This is a genomic window from Pseudomonas abyssi, from assembly GCF_003444685.1.
GTDB lineage: Bacteria > Pseudomonadota > Gammaproteobacteria > Pseudomonadales > Pseudomonadaceae > Halopseudomonas > Halopseudomonas abyssi.
Genome location: NZ_LMAZ01000001.1, coordinates 1,033,239 through 1,047,332, shown reverse-complemented (window position 1 = coordinate 1,047,332; position 14,094 = coordinate 1,033,239). Strand labels below are relative to the sequence as shown.

Here is a 14,094-nt window from a genome sequence, read left to right as displayed (position 1 = left end):
ATTATGCCTCCCCTGCACGAAGATGATCGAGGAACGGACCGAAGCCGTCTTCACCCAGCCAGAAACGCACCAGACTCTCAACACCGCGGCTGGTCAGTGTGGCACCGGCCAGACCGTCAACCTGGTGTTCGGCCTTCGGGCTGTTCGGATCGACGCTGCCCTTGACGACACTGATATCAACATCACCAGACTCATCGTAGACGACCTTGCCCTGCCACTGCGCTTTCCAGTTCGGGTTATCGACTTCACCACCCAGACCGGGGGTTTCAGCGTGCTGATAGAAGCCCAGACCAACCACGGTTTGCAGGTCGCTTTCCAGCGCCATGAAACCATAGAGGGTCGACCACAGACCATAGCCGTGAATCGGCAGGATCAGGGTCTTGATGCTGCCATCAGTGTTCTCGACAACATAGACAGTGGAGTAGTCGGCGCGACGACGGATGCTGGCAATGTCCTGCTCACCAGTGAGCTGCTGGGACATGTCCGGATCCTTCGAGGCCTTCTGCTGATCGAAGGTCAGCGGATCCTGTGCATCGCTGAACTCGCCAGTGCGCAGGTCGACCAGACGCGGCGTAATTTGCGAAAACTGCTCTTCGATGCTGCGACTTTCGTCATACAGACCGGCGATCTGCAGGATGTTGCGTTGTTTGTCCTGCAGGCGGTTGGTGGTCTGTACCGGCTTGAGTGCCACAGCGGCAGCCGACACCACCACCGAGCAGACCAGACAGACGAGCAGCGCTACCGTGAGCGTGCGGGCAACGGATTCTTTCTTACTGGACATTGCGTGCAAGCCTCCGTTTGATGTTGGCCTGAACCACGAAGTGGTCGATGAGCGGAGCAAAGAGGTTGGCAAACAGAATCGCCAGCATCATGCCCTCAGGGAATGCCGGGTTGACGACGCGAATCAGAATGACCATCAGACCGATCAGCGCACCAAAGATCCACTTGCCGGTATTGGTCATGGAGGCCGACACCGGGTCAGTCGCCATGAAGATCATGCCGAAGGCAAAGCCGCCAATCACCATGTGCCAGTACCACGGCACACCGAACATCGGGTTGGTGTCAGAACCGATACCGTTGAACAGCAGGCTGGTAGCGATCATGCCGAGCATCACGCCGGCAACGATGCGCCAGTTGGCGATCTTGGTCATCAGCAGCACCGCACCACCAATGAAGATGGCCAGTGTGGACACTTCACCCATGGAGCCCTGCATATTGCCGTAGAAGGCATTCAGCCACGTCAGGCCGCTACCGACTACCTGCTCGATGCCACCGGAAGCCGCCATGCTCAGCGCGGTCGCGCCGGCAAAACCGTCAACAGCGGTCCAGACCGCGTCACCGGACATCTGCGCCGGGTAGGCGAAGAACAGGAACGCACGGCCGGTCAGCGCCGGGTTAAGGAAGTTCTTGCCGGTACCGCCAAACACTTCCTTGCCGATAACCACACCGAAGCTGATACCCAGCGCGACCTGCCACAGCGGGATGCTCGGCGGCACGATCAGGGCAAACAGGATGGAGGTAACGAAGAAGCCTTCGTTCACTTCATGCTTGCGGATGGAGGCAAAGACCACTTCCCAGAAACCACCGACCAGGAAGGTCACGGCGTAGACCGGGAGGAAGTAGGCAGCACCGTGGATCAGGTTATCCCACAGGCTCGCCGGATCAAAACCGGCAAACAGGGCAATCAGCGCCAGACGCCAGTTGTCCTGAGCGGCCAGCAGATCAGGGTTACCTGCGTAGATGGTGTTGGCCTGGAAACCGATGTTGTACATCCCGTAGAAAATCACCGGGAAGGTGCACAGCCATACGGTAATCATCATGCGCTTGAGGTCGAGACCGTCACGCACGTGGGCAGTGGTCTTGGTGACGCTGCCCGGGCGGTAGAAGAAGGTATCGATGGCTTCGTACAGGGCATACCACTTTTCGTGCTTGCCGCCCTTTTCGAAGTTGTGCTCGATCTTGTCGAGGAATGAACGCAGGCCCATGTCAGCCCTCCTTCTCGATGCGAGTCAGGTTATCCCGCAGAATCGGGCCGTACTCGTACTTGCCAGCACAGACGTAGCTGCACAGCGCCAGGTCTTCTTCATCCAGCTCCAGAGCGCCCAGCTTCTGCGCCATGTCGGTATCACCCACTACCAGATAACGCAGCAGTTGGGTTGGCAGGATGTCCAGCGGCATGACCATCTCGTAGTTGCCTACCGGCACCATGGCACGCGGACTGCCGTTGGTGCTGGTGTCAAAGTCGAACAGACGGGAAGGATTCAGCTTGGAAATAAAGATGTTCAGTACCGAGTGCTTTTTAACGCCAGCACGCAGGTAATGCAGCATCTGACGCTCGTTGCCCTCTTTCAGCACGGATACCAGGGAGTGGAAACGCCCCAGAAAAGCAACCGGGCCACGGGCCACGCGGCCACCGAATACCGAGCCGGAGATCAGACGGTTCTCACCGCTTTTCAGCTCACCCGCGGTCAGCTCGTCCAGCTGGGCACCCAGGCGGGTTTTCAGCAGACGGGGTTTTTCAACCTGCGGGCCAGCCAGAGCAACGTAGCGATCCGTCCAGATGCGACCTTCGGTGAACAGCACGCCGAACGCGATCACGTCCTGATAGTTGATCTGCCAGACGCTCTTGGTCTCGCTAACCGGATCCAGGTGATGAATATGCGTGCCGGCCAGACCAGCCGGGTGCGGACCAGCAAAGCTTTCAGTGCTGACGCCGCTGACGCTTTCGCCCGGCAGGGCGACGCCATCGGCCTTGCACAGCCAGACCTTGGCCATACGGGCCAGGACTTTCAGGCCGTTCTCGAACTCAGCCGCGTGCTGCTTGATGATCACAGCCGGGTCAGCCGCCAGCGGATTGGAATCCATGGCAGTGACAAAAATCGAACTGGGCTTGGCATCAACGGCGGGCGTCTTGCTGAACGGGCGGGTGCGCAGTGCGGTCCAGAGACCGGACGCGATCAACTGGTCACGGACCTGCTGATCGGTCAGCTGCTCAAGGGCAGCAGCACTATGGGCGTCAAAGCTGACCGCATCGTCACCATCGATATCGATGACAACCGACTGCAATACGCGCTTCTCACCGCGATTGATGGCACTGATGGTGCCAGCCGCAGGCGCGGTAAACACGACACCGGGTGTTTTCTTGTCGCTGAACAGAATCTGCCCCAGCTTGACCCGATCCCCTTCGCGCACCTCCATGGTCGGCTTCATACCGTGGTAGTCGAAGCCAACAACAGCGACGCTGCGTACCGGACGTGCGTCCTCGATACGCTGCTCAGGAGAACCGGTGATCGGCAGATCCAAGCCCCGTTTGATTTTTATCATACGATTAGCCTAATCACTTGGTGGAATCTTTCAGGGCGGACCGCTTACGCGAACAGATGCATGCGCCGAAAACCGATTGACAGCAGGTGCAAACGAACAGGGCAAGGCGACCACAAACCCCAATAAAAAATCCCTCTAAGTATAAAGAGCATGACTTTTCAATGCTACTGAGCCACTTGGGTTTTTCCCTTTTTATATGGCTTACATTGATGAAATCTATGGAGCCCTCCACCCCTGCCGCCAATCTCGAAACACCCGGAAACACTGTATGTTCAGGGTGGCGACAACAGAGCAGGCTAGACTGAACAGGCACCACCATCATAGCCGAGTCAAGCCATGCCATTACCCTTGCGCCCCCTGACCCTTGCCCTGATGCTGACCATGAGCTGCGCCAGCACCGCCGACGCCGCCCTTGAGCTGCGCAACCAGCACCTGTTCCGTTACCTGCTGGTCGACGTCTACACCGCCGAGCTCTACAGCACCCCCGACACACCTCTTGCGCAGGCGCTGGCCAGCGAGCAACCGCTGCGCCTAACGCTGCGCTACCACCGCAACATCGACCGGGACGATCTGACCAAAGCCGCACTGACAACCCTTGAGCGTCAGCATGGCAGCGAGCAAGTGGAGCAGTGGCAAGATGAGCTCACAGCCCTGCACGAGGCGTTCCGCGATGTCAGCGCCGGAGACACCTACAGCCTGGATCGCAGGCCCGACGGCAGCCTGGAGCTGTACTACAACGACAGCCTGGCCTACCGCAGCGACACACCCGGGCTGGCGACTCTGTATCTTGGCATCTGGCTCGACGAAGACGGGCTATCCGAGGGCTTACGCAGCGCCCTGCTCAAGTAACCTGGCAAGCAGGCAACAAAAAAGGCGCCGAAGCGCCTTTTTTGTCAGTACCCGCGAATCAGGCCGGGAATGCCGGCGGATTGACGTGGGCCATGTCTTCCAGAATGCGAACAACCTGGCAGCTGTAGCCAAACTCGTTGTCGTACCAGACGTACAGGATGACGCGATTGTCATTGCAGATGGTTGCCTCAGCATCCACTACACCCGCGTGACGGGAACCAACGAAGTCAGTCGACACCACTTCCTGCGAGTTGGTGAAGTCGATCTGCTTGTGCAGCTCGGAGTGCAGCGCCATGTGACGCAGGTAGTCGTTAACCTCGTCGCGATCGGTCGACTTCTCCAGGTTCAGGTTCAGAATCGCCATAGAGACGTTCGGCGTCGGCACGCGAATGGCATTCCCGCTCAGCTTGCCAGCCAACTCCGGCAGCGCCTTGGCAACCGCCTTGGCAGCACCAGTCTCGGTGATGACCATGTTCAGCGCCGCGCTGCGACCACGACGATTACCCTTGTGGAAGTTGTCGATCAGGTTCTGGTCGTTGGTGTACGAGTGAACAGTCTCAACGTGGCCGTTAACGATACCGAACTTGTCGTTGATCGCCTTGAGTACCGGCACAATGGCATTGGTGGTACAGGACGCAGCGGAGATGATCTTGTCTTCCGGCGTGATGACCGCGTGATTGATACCGTGCACCACGTTTTTCAGGTCACCCTTACCCGGCGCAGTCAGTACAACCTGGCTGGCACCCTTGCACTCCAGGTGCTGAGACAGGCCGGCCTCGTCACGCCATACACCGGTGTTGTCGACAATGATCGCATCTTCAATACCGTAGGAGGTGTAGTCGATGCTGGTCGGATCACTGGCGTAGATAACCTGGATCAGGTTGCCATTGGCAGTGATGGTGTTGTTTTCTTCATCGATAGTGATGGTGCCCTGGAAGGAACCATGAACCGAATCCCGGCGCAGCAGGCTGGCACGCTTGGCCAGATCATTGGCAGCGCCCTTGCGCACAACGATAGCACGCAGACGCAGGCCGTCACCGGCACCGGACTTCTCGATCATGATGCGGGCCAGCAGGCGACCGATACGGCCAAAGCCGTACAGCACAACGTCACGACCGTGGCGACGCTCGCCAGCCTTGCCGATAACACTGGCCAGCTCGTCACGCAGGAAGGCATCCAGATCGTCGCTGCCGCTGGCGCGGAACTTGTTGACCAGACGAGCCAGATCGATGGAAGCCGGGCCCAGGTTCATATCCAGCAGCGCCGTGAGGACCGGGAAGGTGTCGTGAACGGACAGCTCGGTATCGTCGATCTGACGCGCAAAACGGTGCGATTTCAGCAGGCTGATGACCGAGCGGTTGACCAGGCCACGTCCATAAATGGACGTCACCACGTTATGTTCACGGTACAGGCGGCCGATCAGAGGAATCATCGCCTCGGCGGTGGCTTCACGGTCCGTCCAGTTTTCCAGACACTGCTCAAATTGCGCTTGAGTCACGGCTATACCTTCCAAGTCTTGGTAACTAAAGGGCGCATATTATGCGTTCAGTGGCCGTCATAGGCAATGATTCGCAAAAAACCAGCCGACATGGGCACAAAGGTGGCGAGCGCGGTAAACTGCCTGCCTTCGTCAGCCGGCCGCTGGCCAGCGCAACCCGAACCAACCCAAGAGTCATCGCATGCCTGCATCACAGCCGCTGCTATCTCCTCCTCTGACGACCACCACCGGCAATCGCTTGTATTGGACCGGTTTGCAGGGCGCAGCCCGGGCGCTGGCGATCGCCGAAGGAGCCGAGCAGCACGCCGGCCTGAGTCTGGTCATCACCCCCGACAGCGCCTCGGCCGACAGCCTGGAACAGGAGCTGCGCTTCTTTGCACCGCAGCTGCCGGTCATCAGCTTCCCCGACTGGGAAACCCTGCCCTACGACCGCTTCTCGCCGCACCAGGACATCATTTCCCAGCGCCTGAAAACCCTGTTTCAGCTGCCGCGTATCGAACAAGGCATTCTCGTGGTGCCGATGACTACGGTCCTGCATCGCTTGCCGCCCCGGGCTTTCCTCGGCGGCTCAGTGCTGCTGATGGAAGTCGGCCAGCGGCTGGACATCGACCAGATGCGCCTGAATCTGGACGCCGCCGGCTACCGCTGCGTGGACACCGTGTATGAACACGGCGACTACGCAGTGCGCGGCGCCCTGCTGGATCTGTATCCCATGGGCAGCAACCTGCCCTACCGCATCGACCTGTTCGATGAGGAAATCGAAACCCTGCGCACCTTCGACCCCGAGAGCCAGCGCTCCATCGACAAGGTTGAGCGCATTCACCTGCTGCCGGCCAAGGAGTTCCCGCTCGACAAGTCGGCCCTGACCGGTTTTCGGGCGCGCTTTCGCGAGCGCTTCGAGGTCGACCACCGTCGCTGCCCGCTGTATCAGGATTTGAGCGAGGGGCTGGTCCCCCCCGGCATCGAGTATTACCTGCCGCTGTTCTTTGACGAGCTGGCCAGCCTATTCGACTACCTGCCGGACAATACCCGGCTGTTTACCCTGCCCGGCATCGAACAGAGCGCCGAGCATTTCTGGCAAGACGTGCGTACTCGCCACAGCGAACAGGGTGTTGACCCTACGCGCCCGCTACTGCCTCCGGGCGAACTGTTTCTGCCGGTGGAGGAGGCGTTTGCCCAGCTCAAGCGCCAACCCCGCATTATCTGCCATCAGGATCAGCCCAATGAGCCACAGGCCAACGTGTTCGATTGCCCGGCACCGGCAGAACTGGCCATCGATAACAAGCTGGAAAACCCGTTACAGGCATTGCAGCGTTTTCTCGATCAGCACGCAGGCCGGACGCTGTTTGTCGCCGAGACCGCCGGTCGCCGCGAGGCGCTGACCGAGCTGCTGGCCCGCATTCAGCTCAAGCCAGAACCGATTGACAGCTGGCCGGCGTTCACAGCCAGCCAGAGCAAGGTCGCCATTACCATCGCCCCGCTCGACCAGGGCATGCAGATCAATAGCGCGGGCGTAGCCCTGATCGCCGAGAGTCAGCTGTTCGGTCAGCGCGTGATGCAGCGCCGCCGCCGCGGCAAGGCCACCGATCTCGGCGATGCCGTGATTCGCAACCTGACCGAACTGCGCGAGGGCGCGCCCGTCGTGCACATCGACCACGGCGTCGGCCGCTACCTCGGCTTGACCAACCTGACGGTCGAGGATCAGCAAGCCGAGTTTCTGGTGCTGGAATACGCCGACGAGGCCAAGCTATACGTCCCGGTCGCCAACCTGCATCTTATTGCGCGCTACTCCGGCAGCGACGACGGCAGCGCGCCACTGCACCGCTTGGGCTCCGACCAGTGGCAAAAGGCGCGCCGCAAGGCCGCCGAAAAGGTCCGCGACGTGGCCGCCGAACTGCTCGACGTCTACGCCCGTCGCGCCGCTCGCCAGGGCTTCAGCTTTGCCAACCCCGAGCAGGACTACCAGAGCTTTGCCGACGACTTTCCGTTCGAGGAGACCGCCGATCAGGCTGCCGCCATCGAGGCAGTGGTCAGCGATATGACCAGTAACCAGCCGATGGACCGACTGGTCTGCGGCGATGTGGGCTTCGGCAAGACCGAAGTCGCCATGCGCGCAGCCTTCCTGGCGGTGCACAGCGGCAAGCAGGTCGCCGTTCTGGTGCCCACCACCCTGCTCGCCCAGCAGCACTACAACAGCTTCAAGGACCGCTTCGCCAACTGGCCAGTGCGCGTCGAGGTGATGTCGCGCTTCAAGTCCGCCAAGGAAGTCAAAACCGCCGCTGCCGAGCTGGCCGAGGGCAAGGTCGATATCATGATCGGCACCCACAAGCTGCTGCAGGGTGATGTGCAGTTCCAGGATCTCGGTCTGGTGATCATCGACGAAGAGCACCGCTTTGGTGTGCGCCAGAAAGAGGCACTCAAAGCCCTGCGCAGCGAAGTCGATGTATTGACCCTGACCGCCACGCCGATTCCGCGCACCCTGAACATGTCCTTCTCGGGCATGCGCGATCTGTCGATCATCGCCACACCGCCAGCCCGTCGCCTGTCGGTCAAGACCTTTGTCATGGTCCAGCAGAAGCCCGTGGTCAAGGAGGCGATCCTGCGTGAGCTGCTGCGCGGCGGCCAGGTCTACTACCTGCACAACGAGGTAGAAACCATCGAGAAGTGCGCAGCAGACCTGGCCGAACTGGTGCCGGAGGCGCGCATTGGCATCAGCCACGGTCAGATGCCTGAGCGCGCACTGGAACAGGTGATGCGCGATTTCTACCATCGCCGCTTCAACATCCTGGTGACCAGCACCATTATCGAGACCGGCATCGATGTGCCCAGCGCCAACACCATCATCATTGAGCGCGCCGACAAATTCGGTTTGGCGCAGCTGCATCAGCTGCGCGGCCGCGTCGGCCGCAGCCACCACCAGGCCTACGCCTATCTGCTGACACCGGAGGGCCGCAAGGTCACCAGCGACGCCGAGAAGCGCCTGGAAGCCATCGCCGCCGCCCAGGACCTCGGCGCCGGCTTCACGCTGGCCACCCACGACCTGGAGATTCGCGGCGCCGGCGAGTTGCTCGGCGATGGCCAGAGCGGTCAAATCCAGGCAGTTGGCTTCACCCTTTACATGGAAATGCTGGAGCGCGCGGTCAAGGCCATCAAGCAGGGCAAGCAGCCCGAGCTGGAACAACCGCTGGGCGGCGGCACCGACATCAATCTCCGCCTGCCCGCGCTGATCCCCGAGGATTATCTGCCAGATGTGCACGCGCGACTGATCCTCTACAAGCGCATCGCCAACGCGGCCGATGACGAGGCACTGAAGGACCTGCAGGTAGAAATGATCGACCGTTTCGGCCTGCTGCCCGAGCAGGTCAAGACATTGTTCCGCATTACTGCACTCAAGCTGCACTGCGAACCGCTGGGTATCAGCAAGATCGACGTCGGCGCCGAACACGGCCGCATCGAGTTTGCCGCCGACACGCGTATCGACCCGATGATTCTGGTGCGCATGATTCAGGACAGCCCGCAGCGCTACCGTCTTGAAGGCGCCACGGTATTCCGCTTCAATGCCCCGATGGGCAATGCCGAATTGCGCCTGAACACCGTGGAGGCACTCTTGGAGCGCCTCACAGAAACCCCGCCCAACACCCCACAAGGCAAAGGAAAACGCCCATGAAACAGTTGAGCAACGCGCTCGGCCTGCTACTGCTGACCACCCTGCTGGCCGCCGCGCCAATCGCTCAGGCGGAGGACTACCTGGTTGAGGTGGTCTTCTTTGGCCAGCCGTCCTCCCCGCTGGTGCAAGGCACCCCGCCAGACCTGGACTGGAGCGCCGACGCGGTCGACCTGACCTCGACGGCTCGCGCCGATGTACGCAGCATCGACAAGACCCGCTATCAACTCGACAGTCAGGTCCGCAAACTCGAACAAAGTGGCTATGAAATTTACTTGCATCAGGCCTGGTCGCAGCCGCTGGACAACGACCTGGTGGTGGCACTGCATCGCGGCCAGGCTGACAACAGCATCTATCCGGTGCAGGGTCTGGTTCGCCTCAGCCAGGACAACCTGACCGAGCTGCAGGTCGCCTTCTGGCGCAACCGCCCTGCTGCCGGACTCGGCATCCAGACAAGCTCGTCAGTGGTATCCGAGCAACTGCACCAAACCCGCGCCCTGCGTCCGAATGAAGTACATTATCTGGACCATCAAAGCCTCGGCATGCTGGTCACCATTCGACGCTGACCCGCGATCGGCGGCTCAGTCCGCCGACGCCAGCACGGCCTGCAGCAGGTCACGCACCTGCTGCATCCCCGCCCTTACCACACCTTCAATCGCCGCCATGGTGATCACCTCAGTCGACTTGCCGGCAGCCGGATTCACCACCAAGGCAAGACAGGCATAGGCCAGACCCAGCTCACGCGCCAGGCCCGCTTCCGGCATGCCGGTCATGCCGACCACATCGGCACCATCGCGCTCCAGACGGCGAATTTCTGCCGCCGTTTCCAGACGCGGGCCCTGGGTGGCCGCATACACGCCGCCGTCACGACAGCTGATACCCTGCGCCGCCGCTGCGCGCAGCAGCTCGGCCCGCACGGACGCGTCATAGGGCTCGGCGAAATCCACATGCACCACGTCGTCCAGACCGTCCTCGTAAAACGTGGAAGGCCGCCCCCAGGTGTAATCAATCAACTGGTCCGGCACACAAAAGCGACCGGTCGGCAGGTCAGCGTGAATACCGCCCACCGCGTTGACCGCCATGATGCGACTGACGCCCGCCTCACGCAGCGCCCAGAGGTTGGCACGGTAATTCACCCGATGCGGTGGAATGGTATGCGGATGCCCATGACGCGCCAGAAAGCAGACCGGCTGGCCGGCCAGCTCGCCGTGTACCAGCGGAGCAGAAGGCTCGCCCCAGGGTGTCTGCGGACGGCTCTCGCCGGTCAACTGCAACCCTTCCAGCAGGCTCAGCCCGGTGCCGCCAATCACCCCCCAGAGCCCGCTCATGCGTCCACCGCCTGCTCAGAGCGAGACTCAGGCCCCGGCTCGCCCTCGCCCGCCTGGGCGCGGCGCAACGCCAACGCGTCAGGCAGGTGCAAGGTGGAGGTGGGGAAGGCAACCTGCGCCTCATGGGATTCGATAATGTCGAGAATCTTCAGCAAGACATCTTCCTTGACCCGATGAAACTCCGCCCACACCGGCGTCGTGAAGCAATAGATGAAAAAGTCCACCGACGACGGCGAGCAGCGATCAAAAAAGACCATCAGCGTCTGGTCCTGATCAATGTCTTCGTGCCCCTGGAGCATCTGCCGGACGTCGCCGACGATCTGCTCCATGCGACCGATATCGGCATAGCGGATACCGATATGCTCGTAGATCCGTCGATGGGTCATGCGTGAGGGGTTTTCCACCACGATGTTGTTGAAGATCGCGTTGGGGATGTACAGCGGGCGCTTGTCGAAGGTGCGAATACGGGTCAGACGCCAGCCGATGTGCTCCACAGTCCCCTCGATATTGCGATCAGGCGAGCGCACCCAGTTGCCGACCACAAAGGGGCGATCCAGATACACCATCAAGCCGCCAAAAAAGTTGGCCAGCAGGTCCTTGGCGGCAAAGCCGACCGCCAGCCCGCCGATACCACCAAAGGCCAGCACCCCGGAAACGCTGTAGCCCAGCGATTGCAGGATAACCAGCGCGGCAGTAATCACCACCGAGGCGCGCAACAGCTTGCCAATGGCGCTCACCGTGGTCTGGTCCGCCGGCTTGTCGCGGTAGCGCGGATCGACCAGTCGGCGCTCGATCTGCTGCATCAAGCGCAACAGGAACCAAGCCAACAGCACAATCAGCAACACCCGCTGAATCTGATCGAGCACCTGCTCTAGCGCCTGATCCATCTGCACAGCCGTAATCCGGGCTGCCCACATCAGGCCCATGCTCCAGATCATCACCCACGCCGGACGACGCGCCGCATCGACCAGAGCGTCGTCCCAAATGTTACGAGTCTGCTCGGCACGGCGCTGAACGTGATCCAGCACGCGCTTGACGATATAAGCCAGTACCAGGGCCGAAAACACCACGGCAAAGACCTGGTAAATCCAGAATTCACCAATTAACGGTAGCTGCTCTATCTGCTCAGGCAGCTGTTCCAGTAAGTCATTCAAACCAGCTCAAACTCCTTTAGTACGGACACAGCCGCACGCCATTGTGGCGTGGCGCGGTAATCAGACATGACAGGCCGACGAGCCAGCATGCGGGCGATACGCGCCGGCGCTTGCAAGCCAATGCGCTGGGCATGCACCAGCCCTTCTTCTGCCGCCGCCCGGTCGTTGCAGATCAGCAGCATGTCGCCACCGGCCGCCTGAGCGGCGTCGATGCGCTCGGGGATACCGCCAACCGCGTGCGCTCCGGCCATGGTCAGGTCATCACTGAAGATCACACCATCAAAGCCAAGCTCCGCGCGCAAAATCTCCTGCAGCCAGCGCAGCGAGAAACCGGCCGGCAAACTGTCGACCTGCGAGTACACAACGTGGGCCGGCATGATGCCGTCCAGCTTGGCTGCAAGCCGTGCGAAGGGCACCAGGTCCGTGCGGCGGATTTCCTCCAGCGGACGATCATCGACCGGCAATGCGAAATGCGAGTCGGCTTCAGCCCAGCCATGGCCTGGGAAGTGCTTACCCGTGGCAGCCATGCCGGCAGCATGCAAGCCATCCAGGTAGGCACTGGCCAGACGGGAAACACGCTCAGGGTCGCCGCCCAGAGAGCGATTACCGATCACCTGGCTACGGCCGTAATCCAGATCCAGCACCGGCGCAAAGCTGATGTCGATACCGCAGGCAAGCATCTCAGTCGCCATTACCCAGGCTGCTGTGCGCGCCACCTCGTCTGCACGCTCATCCGGTACCGCCGCCACATCGGCCAACGCCGGCAAACGCAGCACATCGCGGCGCAGGCGCTGCACACGCCCGCCTTCCTGATCAATCGCAATCAGCATATCCGGACGCTCAGCGCGAATGGTCCGCACCAGCTCGGTCACTTGCTGCGGCGATTCGGTGTTGCGGGCAAACAGAATCAAACCGGCCACTTCAGGTTGACGCAACAACTGCCGATCTTCCGCCTGCAGCCACAGGCCGGGCAGATCCAGCATCAATGCACCCTGTTTCAATGCAAAATCTCCTGATGAAACACTAAAAAACGCCTGCTAAGGCCAAATGAGCAGCCAAAGTCAGGCGTCGATCTGGACTATGCAACCGACCGGCGTGCGTGCGAACAGTTCCACCATCTCGGCGTTACGCATGCGCACACAGCCGTGGGACAAGGGCCGCCCCATTGGCTGGTCATCGCCAGTGCCATGTATATAGATGTAGCGTCGCTGGGAGTCGACATCGCCGCCGCGATTAAAGCCCGGCTCCTCACCGCACAACCAGAGGATACGACTGAGAATCCAGTCACGCTTGGGAAAGGCAGCTGCCAGCTCTGGCGACCAGACTTCGCCGGTTGGCCGGCGGCCAATAAACACCGCGCCACTCGGCTGCCCCCCACCAATACGCGCACGAATTCGGTGTCGGCCACGCGGAGTACAACCGGAGCCTTCAGCCTCGCCTGCACCATTGAGCGCAGTTGAAACGGAATAACGACATACCACCTGCCCCTCGGCATAACCGACGAGTTGCTGGTCAGAAAGGGATATATGGATACGGTCGAGCTGCATGTCACCTCCAACGCTGCGCACACCATAGCGGACAGCGCAGCGGAGGTAAATGCGGCATGATCAGGCGAGCGCAGCGTGATCCTGGGCGACGGCGCTGTCGGCACGCATGCCTGCAGCCAAAAAGGGCACCATTAGGCGCAAAACGCTGTCCACCGGGCGTGGCTCGCCCAATTCAGCCTCAGCAATGGCGCGCAATGCCTTCATGCTGGACATGGTAAACGCCGCACTACCGAGCATGAAATGCACGCGCCAGAACAGCTCCTGCGGAGGAATGCCCGGGACAGCCCCCACCACCAAGCCCATGTAACGCTGAAACACCTTGCCGTATACCTCGCTAAGGTATTTGCGCAGGTGCCCCTGACTCTGGCTGAAAGCAAGCCCCAACAAGCGCATGAATGTTGCCAGATCATTGCCGCTGCGCGGCTTGACCGCCAGCGCCTGATCGACCAGCATCTCAAGCAGGGTTTCGAGGCTTTGCTGTGCCGCATCGCCGCGCTGCTCGCGCAGGTCAAGCTCACGCTCCAGACTGCTGACAAAGGGGTCAAGGAAGCGCACAAAGACCGCCTGGATAAGCGCCTTTTTTGAACCAAAGTGGTAATTAACCGCAGCCAGATTGACCCCGGCCTTACTGGTAATCAAACGCAGCGACGTTTCGGCAAAGCCTTTTTCCGCAAACAGCTGCTCGGCAGCATCCAGAATGCGCTTGACGGTATCAGACTGCGCCATGCGT

The 14,094-nt window shown here is 60.8% G+C and carries 12 protein-coding genes; 3 read left to right on the top strand and 9 right to left on the bottom strand.

Features of this window, described 5'->3' with window-relative positions; genetic code table 11:
• Position 1 precedes the first annotated feature (1 nt).
• Genes ASB58_RS04845 through ASB58_RS04835 form a run of 3 tightly spaced genes read right to left on the bottom strand, consistent with a single transcriptional unit; the run spans position 2 to position 3,324 of the window.
• Positions 2-781, bottom strand: coding sequence for a Na(+)-translocating NADH-quinone reductase subunit C (locus ASB58_RS04845; protein WP_096004650.1), 780 nt, complete (start codon positions 779-781; stop codon positions 2-4).
• On the bottom strand, positions 771-1,985 hold the full coding sequence (locus ASB58_RS04840) for an NADH:ubiquinone reductase (Na(+)-transporting) subunit B (RefSeq protein WP_096004649.1): 1,215 nt from the start codon (positions 1,983-1,985) through the stop codon (positions 771-773). Before ASB58_RS04840 ends, ASB58_RS04845 begins: the two co-directional genes overlap by 11 nt.
• A gap of 1 nt (position 1,986) precedes the next feature.
• Positions 1,987-3,324 carry a Na(+)-translocating NADH-quinone reductase subunit A gene (locus ASB58_RS04835; protein ID WP_096004648.1) on the bottom strand — a complete coding sequence of 446 codons (1,338 nt, stop codon included), beginning with the start codon at positions 3,322-3,324 and terminating at the stop codon, positions 1,987-1,989.
• Positions 3,325-3,660: 336 nt separating this feature from the next.
• Between ASB58_RS04835 and ASB58_RS04830 the strand changes: the two genes are divergently transcribed.
• A complete protein-coding gene (locus ASB58_RS04830) occupies positions 3,661-4,173 on the top strand; it encodes a chalcone isomerase family protein (protein ID WP_118129528.1) in 513 nt (170 codons plus the stop codon).
• Between the two features lie 58 nt (positions 4,174-4,231).
• Here the strand turns inward: ASB58_RS04830 and ASB58_RS04825 are convergent, their stop codons facing one another.
• Positions 4,232-5,677, bottom strand: coding sequence for a glyceraldehyde-3-phosphate dehydrogenase (locus ASB58_RS04825; protein WP_407920319.1), 1,446 nt, complete (start codon positions 5,675-5,677; stop codon positions 4,232-4,234).
• A 175-nt stretch (positions 5,678-5,852) separates the two neighbouring features.
• Here ASB58_RS04825 and mfd point away from each other — a divergent pair, with 175 nt between their 5' ends.
• Together mfd and ASB58_RS04815 are read left to right on the top strand one after the other, a co-directional pair.
• Complete coding sequence (gene mfd, locus ASB58_RS04820; RefSeq protein WP_118129527.1) at positions 5,853-9,338, top strand: transcription-repair coupling factor; 3,486 nt, start codon at positions 5,853-5,855, stop codon at positions 9,336-9,338.
• Positions 9,335-9,901 carry a CsiV family protein gene (locus tag ASB58_RS04815; protein ID WP_118129526.1) on the top strand — a complete coding sequence of 189 codons (567 nt, stop codon included), beginning with the start codon at positions 9,335-9,337 and terminating at the stop codon, positions 9,899-9,901. Before mfd ends, ASB58_RS04815 begins: the two co-directional genes overlap by 4 nt.
• Before the next feature lie 15 nt (positions 9,902-9,916).
• On the opposite strand, the gene ASB58_RS04810 is transcribed toward ASB58_RS04815, so the two are convergent.
• From ASB58_RS04810 to ASB58_RS04790, 5 genes are all read right to left on the bottom strand, one after another.
• Positions 9,917-10,663: an S-methyl-5'-thioinosine phosphorylase gene (locus ASB58_RS04810; RefSeq protein WP_118129525.1), complete on the bottom strand. Its 747-nt coding sequence runs from the start codon at positions 10,661-10,663 to the stop codon at positions 9,917-9,919.
• Positions 10,660-11,817: a mechanosensitive ion channel family protein gene (locus tag ASB58_RS04805; RefSeq protein ID WP_202974588.1), complete on the bottom strand. Its 1,158-nt coding sequence runs from the start codon at positions 11,815-11,817 to the stop codon at positions 10,660-10,662. Before ASB58_RS04805 ends, ASB58_RS04810 begins: the two co-directional genes overlap by 4 nt.
• The gene (gene nagZ / locus ASB58_RS04800) at positions 11,814-12,800 is read right to left on the bottom strand and encodes a beta-N-acetylhexosaminidase (RefSeq protein WP_118129524.1); all 987 of its coding nucleotides are present in this window, start codon (positions 12,798-12,800) and stop codon (positions 11,814-11,816) included. Before nagZ ends, ASB58_RS04805 begins: the two co-directional genes overlap by 4 nt.
• 78 nt (positions 12,801-12,878) lie before the next feature.
• Complete coding sequence (locus ASB58_RS04795) at positions 12,879-13,364, bottom strand: L,D-transpeptidase (RefSeq protein ID WP_118129523.1); 486 nt, start codon at positions 13,362-13,364, stop codon at positions 12,879-12,881.
• A gap of 60 nt (positions 13,365-13,424) precedes the next feature.
• Entirely contained in the window at positions 13,425-14,090 is a 666-nt protein-coding gene (locus ASB58_RS04790) for a TetR/AcrR family transcriptional regulator (protein WP_118129522.1), read from the bottom strand.
• Positions 14,091-14,094: the final 4 nt, after the last annotated feature.